This is a genomic window from Terrimonas ferruginea DSM 30193 (assembly GCF_000425585.1).
In the GTDB taxonomy this organism is placed as follows: domain Bacteria; phylum Bacteroidota; class Bacteroidia; order Chitinophagales; family Chitinophagaceae; genus Terrimonas; species Terrimonas ferruginea.
In genome coordinates this window covers 175322-195079 of record NZ_AUDS01000014.1, presented here as the reverse complement: position 1 = coordinate 195079, position 19758 = coordinate 175322, and the positions used below count along the sequence as shown (strand labels likewise).

The 19758-nt window shown below is 48.1% G+C and carries 19 protein-coding genes; 10 read left to right on the top strand and 9 right to left on the bottom strand.

Translation table 11 applies throughout. From position 1 onward, the window contains the following. Window positions 1-181: 181 nt before the first annotated feature. Together H608_RS0105215 and ggt are read right to left on the bottom strand one after the other, a co-directional pair. The gene (locus H608_RS0105215; RefSeq protein WP_028786749.1) at window positions 182-832 is read right to left on the bottom strand and encodes a porin family protein; all 651 of its coding nucleotides are present in this window, start codon (window positions 830-832) and stop codon (window positions 182-184) included. Between the two features lie 328 nt (window positions 833-1160). Further along, on the bottom strand, window positions 1161-2882 hold the full coding sequence (gene ggt, locus H608_RS0105210) for a gamma-glutamyltransferase (protein WP_028786748.1): 1722 nt from the start codon (window positions 2880-2882) through the stop codon (window positions 1161-1163). Window positions 2883-2971: 89 nt separating this feature from the next. Between ggt and H608_RS0105205 the strand changes: the two genes are divergently transcribed. The 4 genes from H608_RS0105205 (at window position 2972) to H608_RS0105190 (ending at window position 7633) form a co-directional block, all read left to right on the top strand. Then, window positions 2972-5452, top strand: coding sequence for a PIG-L family deacetylase (locus H608_RS0105205; RefSeq protein ID WP_028786747.1), 2481 nt, complete (start codon window positions 2972-2974; stop codon window positions 5450-5452). A 2-nt stretch (window positions 5453-5454) separates the two neighbouring features. Then, a complete protein-coding gene (locus H608_RS24555; protein WP_169395512.1) occupies window positions 5455-5625 on the top strand; it encodes a hypothetical protein in 171 nt (56 codons plus the stop codon). Between the two features lie 167 nt (window positions 5626-5792). Beyond that, window positions 5793-5918, top strand: coding sequence for a hypothetical protein (locus tag H608_RS24810; RefSeq protein ID WP_281169162.1), 126 nt, complete (start codon window positions 5793-5795; stop codon window positions 5916-5918). Continuing rightward, window positions 5915-7633, top strand: coding sequence for a sodium:solute symporter family protein (locus H608_RS0105190; protein WP_028786746.1), 1719 nt, complete (start codon window positions 5915-5917; stop codon window positions 7631-7633). The genes H608_RS24810 and H608_RS0105190 overlap by 4 nt, the downstream gene beginning before the upstream one ends. A 54-nt stretch (window positions 7634-7687) precedes the next feature. Here the strand turns inward: H608_RS0105190 and H608_RS0105185 are convergent, their stop codons facing one another. From H608_RS0105185 to H608_RS0105175, 3 genes are all read right to left on the bottom strand, one after another. Continuing rightward, the gene (locus H608_RS0105185; RefSeq protein WP_028786745.1) at window positions 7688-8521 is read right to left on the bottom strand and encodes a DUF2911 domain-containing protein; all 834 of its coding nucleotides are present in this window, start codon (window positions 8519-8521) and stop codon (window positions 7688-7690) included. Window positions 8522-8593: 72 nt separating this feature from the next. Further along, window positions 8594-9994, bottom strand: coding sequence for a carboxypeptidase-like regulatory domain-containing protein (locus H608_RS0105180; protein WP_028786744.1), 1401 nt, complete (start codon window positions 9992-9994; stop codon window positions 8594-8596). Window positions 9995-10052: 58 nt separating this feature from the next. Next, window positions 10053-10646 (bottom strand): RNA polymerase sigma factor, encoded by a 594-nt coding sequence (locus H608_RS0105175; protein ID WP_028786743.1) that lies wholly within the window; start codon window positions 10644-10646, stop codon window positions 10053-10055. A gap of 78 nt (window positions 10647-10724) precedes the next feature. On the opposite strand from H608_RS0105175, the gene H608_RS0105170 reads away from it, so the two are divergent. Next, window positions 10725-12602 carry a vWA domain-containing protein gene (locus H608_RS0105170; protein ID WP_038007248.1) on the top strand — a complete coding sequence of 626 codons (1878 nt, stop codon included), beginning with the start codon at window positions 10725-10727 and terminating at the stop codon, window positions 12600-12602. Between the two features lie 295 nt (window positions 12603-12897). After that, window positions 12898-13818, top strand: coding sequence for a T9SS type A sorting domain-containing protein (locus H608_RS0105165; RefSeq protein ID WP_028786741.1), 921 nt, complete (start codon window positions 12898-12900; stop codon window positions 13816-13818). Here the strand turns inward: H608_RS0105165 and xerD are convergent. Continuing rightward, a complete protein-coding gene (gene xerD / locus H608_RS0105160) occupies window positions 13815-14717 on the bottom strand; it encodes a site-specific tyrosine recombinase XerD (RefSeq protein ID WP_028786740.1) in 903 nt (300 codons plus the stop codon). The genes H608_RS0105165 and xerD overlap by 4 nt on opposite strands. Before the next feature lie 15 nt (window positions 14718-14732). Further along, window positions 14733-15395: a hypothetical protein gene (locus H608_RS0105155; RefSeq protein WP_028786739.1), complete on the bottom strand. Its 663-nt coding sequence runs from the start codon at window positions 15393-15395 to the stop codon at window positions 14733-14735. Window positions 15396-15709: 314 nt separating this feature from the next. Here H608_RS0105155 and H608_RS0105145 point away from each other — a divergent pair, with 314 nt between their 5' ends. Next, window positions 15710-16222: a YkgJ family cysteine cluster protein gene (locus H608_RS0105145; protein WP_051268061.1), complete on the top strand. Its 513-nt coding sequence runs from the start codon at window positions 15710-15712 to the stop codon at window positions 16220-16222. Window positions 16223-16236: 14 nt separating this feature from the next. Then, window positions 16237-16833 (top strand): zinc ribbon domain-containing protein, encoded by a 597-nt coding sequence (locus tag H608_RS23445; RefSeq protein ID WP_051268060.1) that lies wholly within the window; start codon window positions 16237-16239, stop codon window positions 16831-16833. A 2-nt stretch (window positions 16834-16835) separates the two neighbouring features. Here the strand turns inward: H608_RS23445 and H608_RS0105135 are convergent, their stop codons facing one another. Continuing rightward, window positions 16836-17192, bottom strand: a complete 357-nt coding sequence (locus tag H608_RS0105135; protein ID WP_028786736.1) for a YraN family protein — start codon at window positions 17190-17192, stop codon at window positions 16836-16838. Window positions 17193-17221: 29 nt separating this feature from the next. Here H608_RS0105135 and manA point away from each other — a divergent pair, with 29 nt between their 5' ends. Both manA and H608_RS21345 read left to right on the top strand, forming a co-directional pair. Then, window positions 17222-18433, top strand: a complete 1212-nt coding sequence (gene manA, locus H608_RS0105130; RefSeq protein WP_028786735.1) for a mannose-6-phosphate isomerase, class I — start codon at window positions 17222-17224, stop codon at window positions 18431-18433. 50 nt (window positions 18434-18483) lie between these two features. Beyond that, entirely contained in the window at window positions 18484-19077 is a 594-nt protein-coding gene (locus H608_RS21345; RefSeq protein WP_051268059.1) for a DUF6580 family putative transport protein, read from the top strand. A 194-nt stretch (window positions 19078-19271) separates the two neighbouring features. Here H608_RS21345 and rnhA read toward each other — a convergent pair whose 3' ends face one another. Then, the gene (gene rnhA / locus H608_RS0105120; RefSeq protein ID WP_028786734.1) at window positions 19272-19745 is read right to left on the bottom strand and encodes a ribonuclease HI; all 474 of its coding nucleotides are present in this window, start codon (window positions 19743-19745) and stop codon (window positions 19272-19274) included. Window positions 19746-19758 lie beyond the last annotated feature (13 nt).

Below are 19758 nucleotides of genomic sequence, written 5' to 3'. Positions count from 1 at the left end.
ACCTGATTCTTGGGAGGATATTGAGTCAGTGAAGTGTAGTCAATCGTAGGCGGTTAGAGTGATATAATCAGGTTGTAGTTGCTGGTTATATTACTTGGATACGGGCTAAAGGTACAGCAATTGATGAAATATGCAAGAATGTTTACATAAATTAATCCTTGCCTTCGTAAGCTTATGGCAATCAGTTCTTGCTACGGTGAAAGTATTTTCCGAAGGTCAGACCGATAGCGCGCTGACGGATATCTGGTCCGCCATCCTGGTTGCTCAGGTCCGTAAGACCGCGTGTATACTGTGCCGCAATCAGGAAACCTCCTGCTGTTTCATAGCCGAATTGTGCAATGAGATTGGCACCATAACGGCCATAAGTCTGAAAACCGAAAGGCATGGAACGGTCGACACTTGTTCCATCATCCAGTTTTAATTTTTCCTTACCCGATACATACATTTCCAGGGTGGGTCCGGCTTTTATAAAGAAATGGCCGGGCTTAGCCGAAAAATCGAATTGGAACAGGAAGGCCGCTTCGATGGCGTGCATGGTGGTATTGTTGGCCACCGCATCGAGGCGCGGGGTTTCTGAGAAACGGGTATAATCTACTTTATAGCCTTTCAGGCTGTAAAAAACGGCCGGAGAGAAAAAGAGTTTGTTTTCGAACGGGATTTTGACACCCAGTCCGGCGATACCGCCTGGTTTATAAGATACGTCCTGGCGTTGTCCCTTGACAAAATATTGCGCCGAGCTGCCGTGCGCTCCGGCAAAAGCGAGAAAATTAACCTGAGACCGGGCACTAAAACCGGCTACCAGAAAAGACAGGATCAAGGCAATTGTTTTCATACTACAGTTGTTATCGCCACCGGCGAATGCTGATTTTTTTAATTAAAGTGGCTTTGGCATAAGAAGACAGGCAGGGCGGGCTACCGGATTGGATCCGTTCAGGGGCAGGCAAAAGTAGGCTTTTTTTATAAACCGCAGTAACCGGGGGAAGAATGTGTAAATGTGCCCTGGCTTCGCCCGGGGCCATGTGTAAATGTGTTTGGGTTGCCGTGTTTTATCGCTTCTCCTCAACGTATTCGTAGGTAGGTCGCAATCCGTACCTTGGGTCCCAAGTGTATTTGTATTTCTAATTTCCGTATCTGCACATTTTCACATTTACACATTGTCCTCACCAGCCGCTCGCCGAATCATCGCCGCGCTTATCCGCCACCGCTTCAAATTTTCCATCCGGTAATACACGGATCAATTCCACACGGCCGATATCGCCGCGGCTGTCGATCTTATAACCCATTTTGCGCAGGGCTTCCTGTGTGGCAGCAGGAAAATCCTTTTCTACAAACACCGCATCCGGTAGCCACTGATGATGAAATTTGGCTTTGTCCACGGCATCTTTTGCAGAAAGACCGAAATCAAGAATATTGACAATCGTTTGAAAGACCGAAGTAGGAATTGTAGTACCTCCCGGCGTGCCGGTTACAATATAAGGTTTGCCATTTTGCAATACGATCGTAGGCGTCATCGAACTCAGCATGCGCTTGCCGGGCGCAATGGCATTGGCTTCTCCACCCACAGCGCCATACATATTCGGCACACCTGGTTTGATACTGAAATCGTCCATTTCATTATTCAGAAAAAAACCGGCACCACCTACTACCACGCGGCTGCCATAACCACCATTGAGGGTAGTGGTTACCGCTACGGCATTGCCATCTCCGTCGATCACACTGAGATGAGTGGTTTCTTCACTTTCTTTTGCCGCAGCTTTTCCGGGGCCAATGATCTTGCTGTCGCTTGCTTTGCCGGGGGTAAAATCTTTCATGCGGTCAGCGATATATTTTTTATCGGTTAAGGCGGCAACCGGTACTTTGTAAAAATCCATGTCGCCCATATACTCGGCTCTGTCGGCATAAGCACGGCGTTCCGCTTCGATCATCAATTGCACCGCCTGCGGCGAATGAAATCCCATTGTGGCAATGTCTTTTCCTTCGATCATTTTCAACATCTGGTGCAGCAGCAGGCCGCCACTGCTTGGCATCGGCATACTCACGACCGCGTAACCTTTGTAATCAAAACGATGGGGCTGGCGTGAACGGGCTACATAGTTTTTCAGATCGGCGTAACTGATAATACCTTTTCCCCGCTGCATTTCTTCCACGATCAGGCGGGCCGTTTCTCCTTCATAAAAACCGGCTGCTCCTTTTTCCCGGATACGGCGAAGCGTGGCCGCAAGATCTTTTTGTACCAGCGTATCGCCCGCTTTCCATTTGTCTTTTTTCTGAAAAGCATTGGGACGTGTATTGAGTTGCTGCAGGTCTTGCTGAATGCCATTCAGCGACCTTGCTTCGCGTTCGGTGATCACGAATCCTTTTTCAGCCAGTTCTATGGCAGGGTCTATTAATTCCTTAAACGATAGTTTGCTGTATCGCGCGGCTTCAAACAATCCGGCAACTGTTCCCGGCACGCCACTCGCGAGGTGTCCGTCCTGGCTGAGATCGGTGCGCGCTTTGCCATCCTTATCTATGTACATGTCGCGTGAGGAACCCGAAGGTGCCATCTCGCGGTAGTCGATCGCCAGTTCCTTTCCGTCTTGCAGATGCGCCACCAGGAATCCGCCGCCGCCCAGGTTGCCGGCTCCGGGATATACCACGGCCAACGCCAGTTGCGTGGCGATGGCGGCATCCACCGCATTACCTCCTTTTTTTAATACCAACACCCCGGCTTCGCTTGCCAGCGGATGCGCGGAAACGACAGCACCTTTATTGCCGGTTACTGTTTTTTCAATGGAATAATGATAAGAATCGATAGGAGGGTTGGGAGCAGCCGCTTTGCGGGAAGAATGGCAGGCAAGCAGCGTACTCATCGTTAGTAAAACCAGGACCGGTCTGATCATTGTGCCGTAATTTGTGTGAAAGGTACTTAAAAGGTTCAAAAACCGAAGGCTCCCCAACATGCTTTATATTCGCTGAATAATCCGGTGGTATGAAGAAATGTTTTTTGTTTTTATTGTTGACGGTTTTAATGCAGCGGGCCATGGCGCAGACTCCTTCCACCTGGACCTCCGCCGATATTTACCAGGGCCTGCAAAAACTGAATGTGCTGGGTACTGTGTTGTACGTGGCCGCGCATCCTGATGACGAGAATACAAGACTGATCACGTATTTCGCCAAAGATAAATTGTACAGAACAGGTTATTTGTCGCTCACCCGCGGTGACGGCGGACAAAACCTGATCGGTGATGAACAGGGTGTTGAATTGGGGTTGATCCGCACGCAGGAACTGCTGGCAGCACGCCGCATCGATGGCGGAGAACAATTTTTCAGCCGGGCCTACGACTTCGGTTTTTCCAAAAACCCGGAAGAGACATTTACCAAATGGGATAAAGAAAAAATCCTGGCAGACGTGGTTTGGGTGATCCGCCGTTTCCGACCGGATGTGATCATCACCAGATTCCCCACTACCGGCGAAGGCGGACATGGCCACCATACGGCCTCTGCTATCCTGGCCAACGAAGCCTTTACGGCCGCTGCCGATCCCAAGCGTTTTCCGGAACAATTAAAATATGTACAACCCTGGCAGGCCACCCGTATCTTATTCAACTCTTTCAACTTTGGTGGCACCAATACACAGGATGATACGCAATTCAAACTAGACGTTGGCGGATTCAATCCATTGCTGGGAAAAAGTTATGGCGAGATCGCTGCAGAAAGCCGCAGCCAGCACAAAAGCCAGGGTTTTGGCGTACCCGCCAGCCGCGGCGAATCATTCGAACGTTTCAAAACCACCGGCGGCAAAGCTCCGGTGAACGATCTGCTGGATAATATAGATGCAAGCTGGAACAAAATAAAAGGAGGCGCCGCCATCAGCAATGAAGTGGAGGCATTGATCCGTTCGTTTGACCTGCGCCATCCCGAGCAATCCGTGAAAGGATTAGTGCAATTGTATAAAAATATTTCCGGGTTGCCCGAAGGCTATTGGAAAGAACAAAAGTTGAAGGAAACGGCGCAATTGATCCAACAATGTGCCGGACTTTTTGCCGAAGCAACTACCGCGAGCCAGTTTGGTGTGCAAACCGGCACCATGCGCGTGAATTTTATTTTCAACAACAGGCTGGGTGCCGATGCCGTACTCGAAAAAATTGCGCTGAATGGATTTGATACCGTATTTGCGCAAAGAATGGTTGCCAACCAGAATATTAATTTCACCAGAAACTTTGTCATTCCTGCCACTAAACCGGTGACGCAGCCGTATTGGCTGGCCAATAAAATGGAAGAAGGCTATTTTAACGTAAAAGATCAACTGCTGATCGGGCAGCCGGATGTAAGTCCTGCTTACGAAGCAATGGCAACCGTGAAAATCGGCGGTCAGTCACTCAACCTGACCCTTCCCGTAAAATACAAATTCACGGATCCGGTGAAAGGAGAATTGTATGAACCGTTTGTCGTATTGCCACCGGTAGAACTGAATTTTGTCAATGAAAACAATCTTTGGGTAAATGATACGGTCACCAAAGTATGGACACATTTCAAAACCAACCTGAACGATAGCGCTGAGTACGCAATGAGCTTGCAACATACTGCCGACTGGTGGTTTTCGAAAGACCGTTTTGCATACGGCACAGCCAATAATCCGTCTGATTATTTTGCACCCGAAGTGCGGCCGTTGAAAAAAGGCAATTCAGAGCAGGTATTGTTGCAGGCCCGGGGAAAAAATGGCGTGACCTATGACCGGTACAGCCGGAGTATTCAATACCCGCATATTCCTTACATCGTTTATTACAAAGATGCTACGGCAAGGCTGGTGAGTCTCGATCTCAAAACGGTCAACAAACGGATCGGTTATATTGTGGGCGCGGGTGACAAAGTGCCGGCTGCGCTGGAGCAAATGGGCTACGAAGTGACGTTACTGACAGAAAAAGAAATGGCCCGTAATGACCTGGCGCGTTTTGACGCCATTTTAACCGGTGTGCGGGCTTACAATACAAATGAATGGCTGAACCAGTACTATGACAAATTGATGGAATATGTAAACAACGGCGGCAACCTGATCGTGCAGTACAACACGAGTACGAATATCGGTCCGGTGCGTGCGCGCATTGGCCCTTATCCGTTTGATATCTCCCGTACCCGTGTAACACGGGAAGATGCGCCGGTAACGGTGTTGAAGCCGGATCATCCGGTATTGAATTTTCCCAATAAAATCACCCAGGAAGATTTCAAAGGCTGGATCCAGGAGCGGAGTATCTATCACGGTGTGAACTGGGACAAAAACTTTGAAACTATTTTAACAATGAATGATCCCGGCGAACGGCCAGATGAAGGAAGTTTGCTGGTGGCCCGTTATGGAAAAGGATATTTCACTTACACGGGCCTGGTGTTCTTCCGTGAATTGCCGGCGGGTGTTCCGGGTGCCTACCGGTTGCTGGCCAACCTGATCGCATTGAATGGTAAAAAAGCATTTTGAAGATGAGTACCCTTCAGCCCGATAGAAGAAGAGGAGAGATGGCGTTTATCGTCGCTATCATATTGGGCGTAGTATTGGGAGCCCTGATAAAAAAAGTAAGACTCGGATTAATATTAGGATTGATCATCGGAACGGTGATTGTGTTCCTGGGATGGACAAGAGGAAGGAAATAATGTGTAAATGTGTCAATGTGGAAATGGTGAGATCTCAGTAACGATTATCTATTCACCATTCACCATTCACCATTCACGATTGACGAGCGCCCCTTCGGGAGGCCGAAGTATCGGCCTCAGGGAGCGCAACGATTGCCGATTGACGGCTCACGAATAAAACAACTGCCATGCAAAATGGACCTGAAGAAAGGGTTCCCTTATTCCGCAGCTGGACTGCCTGGTACATAATCGTACTGGTAGCGCTGGTGGCAATGATCGCGATACTCTATTTCTTCACCCAACGTTTTTCATGACCCGTACAGACTGGATAGTACTCGTTATTACGCTTGCGTGTATTGTGTTGTACGGGATGTACAAAAGCCGTTCCTCCAAGGATATGGAGGGATATTTTTTGTCCAACCGCAACATGCCCTGGTGGCTCGTACTGCTCAGCATTATGGGCACACAGGCAAGCGCCGTTACTTTTATTGCCGCACCCGGGCAGGCTTATACCGACGGGATGCGTTTTCTGCAATACTATTTCGGATTGCCGCTGGCCGCCATCGTGATCTGTATCACTTTTGTGCCGGTATTTAAAAGGCTCCGCATCATCACTGCTTACGAATACCTCGAGCAGCGTTTCGACGGACGCACCCGCACATTTACCGCCTTACTTTTCCTGTTGCAACGCGGGCTTTCCACCGGCATTAGTGTGGTAGCGCCTTCCATCGTGTTATCGGCCCTGCTGGGATGGAATCTCACGCTCACCAATCTGCTCATGGGCGGCCTGCTGATCATTTATACTGTAACCGGTGGTGCAAAGGCTGTTGCGCATACGCAAAAATTGCAACTGCTGATTATTTTCGCCGCCATGTTTATCGCGGGATGGTATGTGGTGCACAGTCTGCCCGGCAGTGTAGGATTTACAGATGCACTCGATATCGGAGGCCGGCTGGGCAAATTGAATGTGATCACAACCGGCATGGAAGGCGGCAGCTTCAACTGGGGCGATCAGTTTAACCTGTTCAGCGGTATCATCGGAGGTTTCTTTCTTGCCTTGTCTTATTTCGGTACCGACCAGTCGCAGGTGGGCCGCTACCTCACGGCACGGTCTGTTACGGAAAGCCGCATGGGTTTGTTGTTAAACGGACTGGTGAAAATTCCCATGCAGTTTTTTATCCTGCTGATCGGTGTGCTGGTGTTTTCCTTTTATCAGTTTCGCGGTGCGCCGGTTTTCTTTAACCAAAAAGAGATCGACCGGCTGGAGCAATCGGTTTATAAAGATTCGCTGCATCAATTGCAAACCCGCATGGATCATCTGCAATTCGGAAAAGACATCGTGCTGAAACAATATACCGAAGACAAGTCGGAACATCATCTGCAATCGTTGAAAGTGCTGCAGCGCCAGTCCGACTCTGTACGGATGCAGGTGAAAGGGTTGGTAAAACAAAACGGTGGAGCCGAAAAAGATACCAACTATATCTTCATGCGCTTCGTGGTCGATTACCTGCCCGTAGGTTTGGTGGGCTTGCTGATCGCGGTGATCTTCCTCGCTTCGTGGGGCAGTATAGCGGCAGCCCTGAATTCATTGGCTTCGTGTACAGTGGTGGATATTCATAAACGTTATATTAAAAAAGACTGTACACCAATACAGGATTACCGTGCAGGCAAGTGGTACAGCTTCGCCTGGGGACTGTTTTGTGTGATAGCGGCGATGTTTGCAGCCAACATCGGCAATAGCCTGATCGAAGCCGTGAACATCTTGGGGTCTCTTTTCTACGGAACGATACTCGGTATCTTCCTGGTGGCGTTTTATTGCAAGAAAGTGCAGGGAAGAGCCGTGTTTGCAGCCGCCATCGTAATCGAATTGATGACCATCGGTTTATTTGTGCTTTCGCAATACAAAGTGATCAGTCTCGGTTTCCTTTGGTTAAACATGATCGGGGCCATTGGACTCGTGCTGCTTAGTAATCTTTTACAAAAGATATGGCCGGAACCTGCGGATGAAACAATTATTTCAGGGAAATAAAAAAGCTGCGTCAGTCATGACGCAGCTTTTCTTTATAAAGAAAATAAACTGTGCTTACTTGCCAAGTTCTTTCAGGAACTTATCGTTCAGTCTTACGTAATCTTCATTTTTCTGTTCCATAGCCAGTTCGCGTGAACGCGTAGAAGCGGCTCTTGCTTCCGTTTTCTTACCCAATTTGGCAAGACAATTGGCCCACTGATACTGTATCCAGAAAGCATTGGGATTTTGTTCTACGGCTTTGTTGAACCATTCGAGTGCCTGGTTCAGGTCTTTACCATTTTCCATGTAATACACGGCAGCCTGGAAATAAGGCGGCTTTTCTGATTTCATGGCTTTTTCGATAGAGGCCATCACTTTGCTATCTACATCGGTGGTGATGGGGAAGCTTACTTCCGATTTATCCCACAGGATCTGCAGTTGCAGGCTGGTAGGATTGAGTTCGTTGAACTGAATGGTGAAGTTCTCCGCTTTTTTGCGTGCCTTTTTTACGCTTGCCGTGAAGCGTACAACATCCTGTTCCTGTTTGTAAGCTGCAGGAGAAGTAACGTCGGTTTGCTTGCTGATGATGATGGTCCAGTTGTCTTTGTCAGGGATGCTGAGCAGTCCGTATTTGCCGGCAGGGATTTTGGTGCCGCCGATGGTCACCTCATCGCCGAAGGTGAGCACGGTAGCGCCGTTGGCTCCGGTACGCCATACTTTACCATAAGGAACGAGGTCGCCGAATACTTTGCGTCCTTTAACACCGGGACGGGAATAACTGAGTTCGATAGAAGAGAGACCAAACTCCTGCTTTACGGTTTGAGACGGGCTGGGAGCCGGGGTTTTAAGTTGCGCGTTGGCTGTGCACATGCACAGGACTGCGCCCATGGCAATAACTAAACGTTTCATGCAAATAGTTTAAGTTGTTTACGAGAATGCCCGGCAAAGTTAAGGCAAATCAGATGCGGAGTGCGTTTGAATTTATCCGAAAGGAACGCTGACGGTAACACGTTTGCCCGCTTTGCGTTTCCAGCGTGGTCCTTCCTTGATCAGCCGGATCGCTTCTTTGTCGCAAATGGTGCAAAGTGATTTCTCGATCTTAAAGTTAACGGGTTCGCCGTACTCGTTTACTTCAAACGAAACGGATACCTCTCCGCCGGAAGCGGCGCGTTTGAGCTGGGTAGAAGCTTCGGGCTCCTGGATATTGTTGGCGAGATAAGCGTCATAATTTTCCCAACCATCCAATGGCTCTGGTTCTTCGAATACGATGGTGGAAGAACGGGAACGGTTGGTATTGAGCTGGCGGTTGTTCAGCACCATGGTCTGTACCTGTGAATGATCCTCTGCGAGCACGACGCGATTGGCGATGCCATTGCGTTGTAACGACAACTGGTTTGTTTCAAAACCAACCGATCTCACTTTCACATTCATGGTGGAATCGGGAGAGGTAAGCACAAAATTACCTTTGGCATCTGCGTAGGTGCCAATGCCATCCTGCACGTTGGTAACGTTGGCAAAGGGCAATGGATTATTGTTGGCATCCAATACGCGGCCACGGTATACGTTGCGTGGAATAAAAGCCTGTTGATTACGGGTCTGATTATTGGCATTGGCTGCATCAACTTCATAGAGCTTCCGCTCGTCAGCCTGCTTTTTTTGCGGTGCGGCGGCAACAGCTCTTGCTTTGACGGCTTGCGCATTGCTGACTTCTTCCGCATTCACGGATGTTTTGGCCGATACATTAGCGGCCTGTTCCTGTTTGGCACGGCTGTCGTTTTCGGCAAGTTCTTTTTGAGTGGCAGTGGGCTGGTTGACAGCGGAAGCCTGATCGTCTTTTGTGGCTTGGGACAAGGGTTGTTCCGCACCCGGATTATCAGCAGGTGTTTTTGCTGCAGGCTTATCAGCGGTGATGGTATATTTTTTTGAATCGGTTGGTGTAATTGCGTTGAATCCGTTGGATACGGAATCTGGAGTCGGGGTAACCGTATTATCTGTTTTGGCAGGAATGTTTTGTACAACATTGCCTTTATCGTTGTTGGTATCAAAACCAAAACGATAGGTGAGCCAGCCTGCTCCGGCGATAAGTATAACAGCGGCGGCGGCGCGCATCCAGGGGAAATTTCTGCTGCCGGCGCGGGAAATGGGAATGACTTTTTCATCGGCAGATTCCTGTATACGGGCTTCCAGGCGTTTCTGCAGATCAGTGAGGTCTGCCTGCGCCTGCGTACCGGATATTTCATATCCTTCCAGTGCATCTGCCAGGAACGGGTCTTCGAGCGCTGCTTTTTCCATGCGGTGCATTTCGGCAGCGTTCAGCAGACCGCGGTGATATCGTTCGATATCAGCGGCGGTAAATGACGGTATGTTGTCTTTATAATTCAAAATTCAAAAGTCAAAATCAAAAAGTTATAGGTATTAAGTAAACAGCCATATTCACGATTCACGATTGCCGATTCACGATTGCCGATTCACTCTTTTCCATACAGCTCTTTAGGTTACGCCTGCCGTTCTGTATAAAACTCCGCACCTGGTTCCATTCACGGCCGGTCTGTTCTACGATTTCATTATAACATTTCCCTTCCAGGTAAAACAACCGGATCGCCTCCTGCTGATCGCTGGTGAGCGTGCCCAGGCAGTTTTCCAACTGTTTAAAATGCTCTTCCTTCTCTAATATGCCATTCAGATGCACACTTTCTTCGTTTTGCATAACTTCCGCATTATACTCTACAGTTTTCAGGTTGCGGGGTGTGCGTAATTGCATAAGGCAGTGATTCTTAGCCACCTGATGCACCCATCCGCGAAAGTTTTCCACCTCGTGCTTGCGGAGTTTGGTCACCAGCTCTTCGAAAATCTGCATCACGGCATCTTTGGCCGTCTCGGGTTCCTTGAAATACTTCAGGCACACACCATATACCAGCTCCATATATCGCTGGTACAGTTCGCCCAATATAGCCAGGTCGCCGGTTTCTTTGTATTGTTGAACCAACTGACCATCGCTGAGCGCGTGGCTGGATGTATTTTTCAGAAATGCCAAGGGCCTAAAATTACTAAATTATAACAACGATTTGTGCAATCGTTCCGAACACTGCATCCAATAAGCAAAATACCTATTATGCAGCGTTTACTTTTTATGTTGATGCCTTTGCTGTTGCTGGGGCTCGCATTCAGACCCGTCCATTCTCATACAGTTTCCGGTGTGATCACAGATGATTCAGGAGCTCCGGTTCCGGGCGTGAGCATTACGGAGAAAGGGACCAAAACCAGCGCTACTTCTGACACCAAAGGTCACTATACCATTACCGTATCCAATAATCAGGGCACCCTTTCGTTTGCGATGGTCGGGTTTAAACTGCAGGATGTAAAAGTCGCGGGCAGAACCACGATCAACGTTGTGCTCAAAGCTACTTCAAACGAATTGGCAGACGTGGTGGTGACAGGTTATGGTAAACGTAAATCCGGTGCGCCGGGTCCAACAACGTATTTATCGGCAAGTGCTCCGGGGTTGCAGGCTACCGGCCAGGGATATCACAGAGACGAGGATTGGAATACCGAAGATTACGACCGCATAACAGACAACCGTTTTGTTCGTTCAACAGACAATCCGCTCAGCACCTTTTCCATCGACGTAGATGTAGCCGCTTACGGTAATATGCGCAGGTTTATCAATAACGGCAAAATGCCTCCCGCCGATGCGATCCGTGTGGAAGAACTGGTGAATTATTTTAAGTACGATTATCCGCAACCGAAAGGCAAAGACCCTTTCAGTGTGCACACGGAAGTAGCCACCGCGCCGTGGAATTCATCGCATAAACTCGTGATGATCGGGTTGCAGGGAAAAAATATTCCGATGGATAAATTGCCTGCATCCAATCTTACTTTCCTGATCGATGTATCGGGTTCGATGAGTTCGCCCGATAAATTACCATTGGTAAAGGCATCGATGAAACTGCTGGTGGAAAAGCTGCGTGAACAGGATATGGTTTCGATAGTCGTATATGCCGGAGCTGCGGGACTGGTATTGGAACCGACACCGGGTAGTGATAAAAAAGTAATTCTCGATGCAATTGATAACCTGGAAGCCGGTGGTTCAACTGCAGGTGGAGAAGGCATCCGCCTTGCTTATGAAACCGCGCGAGAAAATTTCATGCGCAGTGGTAACAACCGCGTGATCCTTTGCACAGATGGCGACTTCAACGTAGGAGCCAGCAGCGATGCCTCGCTCGAAAGAATGATTGAAGTAGAAAGAAAAAGCGGTATTTATCTGTCTGTACTTGGCTATGGCATGGGTAACTACAAAGACAATAAAATGCAAAAATTGGCCGATAAGGGCAATGGCAATCATGCTTACATCGATGGCATTGCCGAAGCAAGAAAAGTGTTGGTGGAAGAATTCGGCGGCACCTTATTTACCATTGCCAAAGACGTAAAACTGCAGATCGAATTTAATCCTGCGGTGGTACAGGGATACCGGCTTGTTGGTTATGAAAACCGCCTGCTGGCGAAGGAAGATTTTAATGATGATAAAAAAGATGCAGGCGAACTCGGCAGTGGTCATACCGTTACGGCATTTTATGAAATCATTCCGGTAGGAATAAATGATCCCTTGCTTGCGCAACCCGATTCATTGAAATATCAGCAGACGCCGGTAGTAGCAGTTGCTAATACAACAGAACTGATGACCGTGAAACTGCGTTACAAACAACCCGACAGCGAGACAAGCCAACTGATGGAAACAGTGGTAGCCAACAATGAAAAGAATTATGAAAAAGCATCCGAGAATTTCCGTTTCGCTGCAGCCGTAGCAGAGTTTGGTATGTTGCTGCGCGCGTCTGAATACAAGGGCAGTGCAAACTATCAGCAGGTATTACACCTGGCGCGTAATGCGCAGTACCGCGATCCGGAGGGATACCGTGCGGAGTTTATCTGCATTGTCGAGAATGCGCAGAAGCTGGCGGCGAAGGTGATGGGGAAGGAGATGAGCTACAGGTGAATAGTCAATAGTCAATAGTCAATAGTGAATAGTGAATAGTCAATAGTCAATAGTGAATAGTCAATAGTGAATAGTCAATAGTGAATAGTCAATAGTGAATAGTCAATAGTGAATAGTGAGTAAGTCAATGGTGTGTACGATGATCCCTGGTTCGTGTCTTCACGAAACAGTATAAAAGGGCTCGAATTTATTGCAGGAATATTGATACCAATCTCCGCGGCTTAATTTCTTAGCGCCTTTGCATGAAAATGAAGTTCGGTCAAAGCGAAAAAAGATAATACTTAAAACAAAGCTTATGAGAATTTTCTACTTTTCCATTTTCCTGCTGATAAGCGAATTTGCTTTCGCGCAGGCCTGTCCGCCGGAAAATGGTGCGACAAGAATTAAGCTGCGCTGTAAAGTCGGTGAGCGTGATACAGTCAATAAACCTTTGTGGGTAGTAGACGGCATTGTTGTTACAGAAGAGCAGGTTGCCGCGATCGATCCCAATACCATCGAATCGGTGAATATCCTGAAGAATGATACGTTAATTGGATGTCATCAAAATGGCCGTTCAGGTATTATCGTTGTTACGCTGAAGAAAATAAAAAATGTACTCACTATCGCCGATGAAGAGAACGGGCAAGGCATACCTGCCGCCAGTCTTCAACTCATAAGCGCAAAAGATTCTTCCCGGCAGGCGGCCGACGAACGTGGACAGGTGATAAAGAAAAAATTGGTAAATGGAAATTCGTATACCGTGCAGGTCACCGCCATTGGTTATCTACCGGTAAAACTTTCATTAACGGATGGCTATATGCCCGATAGCATCAAAATGCAACGGAAAGCGGTATGTGAGGAGAACGTAACGGTAGTAGCTACAAACCGTATCAGGAGAGTATGTTACATGGTTTGCGGTCTGACCATGATTACAATTAATGAGCAGAAAAAAGAAGACAGGATTTCCGCAAACACTCAATTCTTAACTTACCCCAATCCTCTGCCCCGCGGTCAGCAGCAGGCCATCGAATGGACGGCTGGAAAAACATCGTCGTATACTTTGCAGGTATTTGATCAGGGAGGGAAGCTGTTATGGAACACTGACATCAAAGCGAAAGAAGGTGTAAATCGTTATACCTGGCAGCCAGTGCAGCAATGGCCGGCCGGGACCTATATTCTTCGCTTGAGCAGCGCGGATGGTCAATATCAGGCTTCTTCTAAAGTCGTCAGGCTTTAACGCGAGAAGGCGGGGTGATATTTTTCCAATGTTTTTTTCAGGAACTCACGGTCGAGGTGCGTGTAGATTTCTGTGGTGGTAATGCTTTCATGCCCAAGCATTTCCTGTACAGCGCGCAGGTCGGCACCTCCTTCCACCAGGTGGGTGGCAAAGGAATGACGAAACGTATGCGGCGATACCGTTTTTTGTATACCCGCTTTTGCCGCCAGCTCTTTTATCACTAAAAAGACCATCACGCGACTGAGATGCGTACCGCGGCGATTGAGGAATACAATGTCCTCATTGCCGGGCTTTACCGGAATATGGACGCGTACATGTTCGGCGTACAACCGGATATTTTTAATGGCATTATCGCCGATAGGCACCAGTCTTTCTTTGTCGCCTTTGCCAATCACACGGATAAAACCAACATCGAGGTAGAGTTGTGAAATACGTAAATTGACTACTTCGCTTACACGTAGTCCGCAGCTATACATCGTATCCAGCATGGCTTTGTTGCGCGTGCCGTCGGGTTTGCTGAGATCGATCTGGTCAAACATCGCTTCGATTTCTTCAAAACTGAGAATATCCGGTAATGTGCGTTTGAGTTTGGGTGTGGCAAGCAGGGTGGTAGGATCGGCCGTGATGATTTCCTCCGCAGCGCAATAGCGGTAGAAGGCTTTGATCCCGGAAATAATACGGGCCTGGGATGATGCTGTCATGCCCAGGCCCGCTATCCAGTGAATGAATTGCTGTAAATCTTCCAGGAGGACCTGGGCCGGCGTCAGCAGGTTGTTCTTTTCCTGCAGGTATTGCGTAAGCTTATCAATGTCGCGGAGATATGCCTCCGTTGAGTTGTCGGATAATGATTTCTCCAACTGCAGATAAGCCTTGAATCCTTTTTTATATGCCTCCCACATCCCGCACGGGATAAATTATTTCAGCGTAATATTTTTTTCCATTTCCTGCCACTTGTCGTCAATTTTCACTTTGGCCCAGATACGGGTAGCTGTGATGTTGACGGAGTCGAGTGTCTGGTGAAGATCTTCGTAGTTGATGTCTAATTGTTTGCCGAAGGTCATCATGGCTTCTTTGCCGGTAGCAACTTCTTCCACGAAGATGTTGCCACGGTCAGTATATACGACCAGGTCACCGGTGATAGAGAATTTCTTATCAAATGGTGTAACGGCCGTTGGTTTTACCTGGATGTTCTGGCCTTTGCCATAGGGAAGTTTGAGGAGGTAACCGCGCCCACTCTGGCAGTCGTTGAATTGAACATAAGCCATGGCAGTATCGCGGAAAGAAGTTTTTACAAAATCTTTGTTGATCTTCATACCCGGGCGGAGGTATTCGCTGAAGGCAAAGCTGTGATCGCTTTCACTACGCTCCATGCCCCAGGTTACAGAGTCGGGCGAGCAGTTGGTCGGAACGATATGGACGAAAGGTTTCATCGCGCTGCTGCCTTCATATTTCAAAGTGTCTTTGAGGCAAACAGTATCGCAGAAAGAAGTAGAAGTGGCAGAGCCGCTACCTGAACCACAGGAGCCTAAGGCCAATGCCAGGGCTGCAGAGCCCGCAAGCAAAAAGAATAATCGCATATACGTCAGTTTTTTTGGATATGGACAAAAATAACCAATCAGGGGCTTGGACGGCAATTTTCTTTTATCTTCGAATGGAGGCGAGAGAGGGAAGGCCTAAGGCCCGATACTTCGGGCTAAGGAGTAAGGTTGAAGCCAGAGGTTTCGGAAGGAGATACCTGAGGCCGAAGCTTTGGCCTCTCGAAGGGGCAGGCTTCGGGATTCTCAGCTGTTATTCACTATTGACCATTCACCATTCACGTTTCGCTATTGACCATTCACCATTCACGTTTCACGATTGACCATTCACGTTTTTGACTTTTGAATTATTTCCCATGTTTACATTCCGCGATTTTCAACAAGTGATGAAAGATACTAAAGGCCGCTACCGCCGGTTCCTCTCCAAACTGGAAAAGAATCCTCCGCGCGGGCTCGACAAACTGACGTCACGCGCAGAAGGCGAGGTATGGAAAGAAGTGGAATGCCTGAGTTGCGCCAATTGCTGTAAAACAATGACGCCGACTTTTACCCCGGCAGATATCCGCCGCATCAGTGCACATTTCAACATGACGCAGGACGAATTCAAAAAGAAATGGCTGCGGCAGGAGCGGGGTGGCAACCGCGACTGGCTCAACGTTAAACAACCCTGCCAATTCCTCAACCTCGAGGATAATAAATGCAGCATCTATGAAATACGCCCGGTAGATTGCGCAGGCTTCCCGCATTTACCTAAAAAGAAAATGGTGGACTACATACATATTCACAAGCAAAACATAGAATACTGCCCCGCCACTTACAAGATGGTAGAAAAGATAAAAGGCTGGGTAGAGCAATCCGGCAAAATCTAAACCAATCCTCCGGCATGATCATATTTGGTACCCGCAACAAAGCAATCTCGCAAGAAACTTTCCAGGGAAAATGTATACACTGCGGACAGCTTTCAACAGTGCAGTTTGTGGTTGTACAACGTTACGCACATGTATTTTGGATTCCTTTTTTCCCCATAGGCAAAAAAGGTGTTAGTGTCTGTTCGCATTGCAAACAGACACTGACCGTCAAAGAATTCAATGATGAATACCGCGAATTTTATAACCAGGTAAAACAAAACCGCCGCCCGCCTGTATATATGTACTCGGGACTTATACTGCTCGGTCTGCTGATTACTGCAGCTGTCATCACCGGTAAAAAAGATCAGGCACGCCTTCGCGAACAGGTCGCACACCCCCAGGCAGGCGATGTTTATTCGATCGAAGAAGCGCCGGAGCGGTTCACCCTTTATAAAGTAACAGACGTAAGTAAAGACAGCGTGTATGTACTTTATCATATGCTGGAGACCAATAAAAAAAGCGGCTTGAAAAATCTTAAGTCGCAGGATCTTTACGATAGTGAAAAGCAAGCCTTTTCGATCAGCGAAATCGAATCCATGCATAAGGACGGGAAGCTCATAGCTGTCGATTAACATTACAAATACACATCACGCAGTAAAAAGAACGAGGGGGCCTTTCCTTTCGGGCACACTATGGAGAGGATATCATATTGTATCCACTTGTGTTCCGGGTGGAGGTGCAGGTATTCATCGGCTGCTTTTTTCAGGTGATTGAATTTCCTTTTTGTTACACTCTCTTCGGGATAACCCATGCTCGTACTTCGCCGCACTTTCACTTCGATAAAATGTAGTTTTTTACCATCGTGTGCAATGATGTCGATCTCGTGATGCCTGTGCCGCCAGTTTCTGGCGATGATGGCATAACCTTGCTGCTGCAACCAGGTTGCGGCCTGTTCTTCTCCCCATTTTCCCAATTCATTGTGCGCTGCCATATTGTATCTTTACGGATAATCTAATAATCATGAAAGGTATTGCTCAATTGAGAGGAACCGTACGGCATTATGACTGGGGCGGATACGTTTTTATCCCCGACATGCTGCAGATTGAAAATCCCGCACATCAGCCATTTGCAGAATGTTGGTTTGGCGTACACCCGCAAGCCACTTCCACCCTGATCTGGCCCGGCGGCGATCAACAATCCTTACTCGAATACATACAATCGGATAAAAAATTATTGGGAGAAGCGACAGCCCGGCGTTTTGGTAATATGCCTTACCTGCTGAAACTGCTGGATGTAAAAGATATGTTGTCGATCCAGGTGCATCCGTCCAAAGAAGCGGCGGTGCAGGATTATGCAAAAGAGAATGCCGCCGGCATTCCTCCAGATGCGCCTCATCGCAATTATAAAGATGATAATCATAAACCCGAACTCATGGTAGCCATGGGTGAATTCTGGTTATTGCATGGATTTAAACCCGTAGCGGAACTGAAAAAAACATTGGGCGAAGTGCCGGAGCTGAATAATTTGTTGCCGGTTTTTGGCGAAGAGAGTGATTACAAAGCACTCTACCGCTATGTAATGGAGATGCCGCAGCAACAGGTGAACCAGCAACTGAAACCATTGCTGGACCGCATTCTGCCACAATACCAGGCGGGACAGCTCAATCGCTCCTCTGCCGACTTCTGGGCGGCAAGAGCGGCACTCACCTTCAACCATGAAGGCATTACAGACAGGGGGATATTTTCTGTTTACCTGTTTAACCTGGTGCATTTGCAAAAAGGGCAGGCTATTTTCCAGGATGCAGGTGTCCCGCATGCTTACCTCGAAGGACAAAATGTGGAGATCATGGCCAGTTCAGACAACGTACTGCGCGGCGGTCTCACCACCAAACACATCGATGTGCCGGAATTGCTTAAGCATACACGATGTGAACCAACGGAAGTGAAGATACTGGACGGAGAAAAGGAAGGTGCATTGCTTCGTTACCGCACGCCTGCCCCCGATTTTGAATTGAGTAAAATAACACTGGGAAAAGACGATACGCTCACAGTGGAATCGGATACTGCGGAAATATTCCTGCTTACAGAAGGCAGTGTGTCCTTGTCTGACGGGAAAAACACCATTGAACTGCGGAAAGGGGAGTTGGCAGCAGCGGCTTTTGCGGGTCAAAAAACAAAGATCCGCGCGTTGGAGCCGGCGGTGGTGTTCCGCGCCGGTGTGCCGGCTAACTAACCTATGTCAGTTAAATTCCCTTACTTTGCAGTTAAACCGCATCGAAAATCATGAAACTGAGTAAATCAACGATCTGGGCTTTTGTTATATTGATTCTTACCGCCAGTCTGTACCGTATCTGGAGCGACCGTCCTTATGGTTTTGCTCCGCAAATGGCGATGGCCATATTCGGTGGCGCTGTGATCAGCAACAAACGTATGGCATTTATTCTGCCGCTGGTATCGCTGTTCCTTTCTGATGTATTATATGAAGTGATGTTCCGCAACGGACTTACGGCCATCCAGGGTTTTTATCCCGGTCAGTGGGGTATTTACCTGTTGTTCATCGGCCTTACTTTCTTTGGTATGCTGATGAAGAAAATAAATGTATTGAGCGTGCTGGGCTTTACCGTCGCCGGCTCTGTATTGTTCTTTCTGATCTCCAACCTGCTGGTATGGGCCGGTAGTGGTGGTCTCGGACGCCCTCAGACATTTGAAGGACTGATGTTGTGTTATGGTGATGCGCTGGCGTTTTACCGTCAGTATGCCGGTACCGAGTTGATGCCGTTGTTGGGTGATTTGTTTTTCTCTGGTGTGTTGTTCGGCAGTCACTACCTGATTACGAAGAAGGTGCTGCGCACAACCACTGTGGCAGTGGGACAATAAGTGAATAAGTCAATAGGTGAATAAATGATATTCAGGCGTGGAAGGTTCTTTCACGCTTTTTTTTGCCCTTGTTGGTCTCCCGACCAACAAGCAAGCGTCAGGTTTCTTTGATAGGTTAAGGTCAACTTCGTACCTAACTCTTGGATGTTTTCACGAACCCGCAACCCTTGTTGAGGTCAAAGCCAACAACGCCATTATGCCTTAAGTCCTCCGCCTATCTCTGCTTCATACCCGGTATCGATTAGCAGGGGCCCGTTGTCGGCTGCCTGGGTAGCGAGTTCATCGCAACGGTTGTTGAAGGGATTGTCGGCATGGCCTTTTACCCATTTAAAACGCACCTGGTGTTTCGCGGCGAGTTGGGCGTATCGCGTCCAGAGATCTTTATTCTTTTTTCCTCCTTTGAAATTCGTAGCCAGCCAGTTTTTCAACCATCCTTTTTCCACGGAGTTCACTACGTACTGGCTATCGGAATAAACGGTTATGGGTAATCCGTCTTTTTTCAGTGCTTCCAGTCCGGCAATCACGGCGCGTAACTCCATCCGGTTGTTGGTTGTGAGGCGATAGCCCTGTGAAAGTTCTTTGCGTTTGTCACCGAACATGAGGATGACACCATAACCTCCCGGTCCGGGATTCCCCCTGGCTGCTCCATCCGTATACATTGTGATCATGGTGTGCAAGGTA

Coding starts and splice junctions, on each gene's coding strand:
- H608_RS0105190 (WP_028786746.1), top strand. CDS start 5,915: ATGACCCGTACAGACTGGATAGTACTCGTTATTACGCTTGCGTGTATT.
- H608_RS0105145 (WP_051268061.1), top strand. CDS start 15,710: ATGTTTACATTCCGCGATTTTCAACAAGTGATGAAAGATACTAAAGGC.
- H608_RS0105155 (WP_028786739.1), bottom strand. CDS start 15,395: ATGCGATTATTCTTTTTGCTTGCGGGCTCTGCAGCCCTGGCATTGGCC.
- ggt (WP_028786748.1), bottom strand. CDS start 2,882: ATGATCAGACCGGTCCTGGTTTTACTAACGATGAGTACGCTGCTTGCC.
- H608_RS0105170 (WP_038007248.1), top strand. CDS start 10,725: ATGCAGCGTTTACTTTTTATGTTGATGCCTTTGCTGTTGCTGGGGCTC.
- H608_RS0105185 (WP_028786745.1), bottom strand. CDS start 8,521: ATGAAACGTTTAGTTATTGCCATGGGCGCAGTCCTGTGCATGTGCACA.
- rnhA (WP_028786734.1), bottom strand. CDS start 19,745: ATGATCACAATGTATACGGATGGAGCAGCCAGGGGGAATCCCGGACCG.
- H608_RS23445 (WP_051268060.1), top strand. CDS start 16,237: ATGATCATATTTGGTACCCGCAACAAAGCAATCTCGCAAGAAACTTTC.
- H608_RS0105165 (WP_028786741.1), top strand. CDS start 12,898: ATGAGAATTTTCTACTTTTCCATTTTCCTGCTGATAAGCGAATTTGCT.
- H608_RS0105215 (WP_028786749.1), bottom strand. CDS start 832: ATGAAAACAATTGCCTTGATCCTGTCTTTTCTGGTAGCCGGTTTTAGT.
- H608_RS24810 (WP_281169162.1), top strand. CDS start 5,793: ATGCAAAATGGACCTGAAGAAAGGGTTCCCTTATTCCGCAGCTGGACT.
- H608_RS0105205 (WP_028786747.1), top strand. CDS start 2,972: ATGAAGAAATGTTTTTTGTTTTTATTGTTGACGGTTTTAATGCAGCGG.
- H608_RS24555 (WP_169395512.1), top strand. CDS start 5,455: ATGAGTACCCTTCAGCCCGATAGAAGAAGAGGAGAGATGGCGTTTATC.
- H608_RS0105135 (WP_028786736.1), bottom strand. CDS start 17,192: ATGGCAGCGCACAATGAATTGGGAAAATGGGGAGAAGAACAGGCCGCA.
- manA (WP_028786735.1), top strand. CDS start 17,222: ATGAAAGGTATTGCTCAATTGAGAGGAACCGTACGGCATTATGACTGG.
- H608_RS21345 (WP_051268059.1), top strand. CDS start 18,484: ATGAAACTGAGTAAATCAACGATCTGGGCTTTTGTTATATTGATTCTT.
- xerD (WP_028786740.1), bottom strand. CDS start 14,717: ATGTGGGAGGCATATAAAAAAGGATTCAAGGCTTATCTGCAGTTGGAG.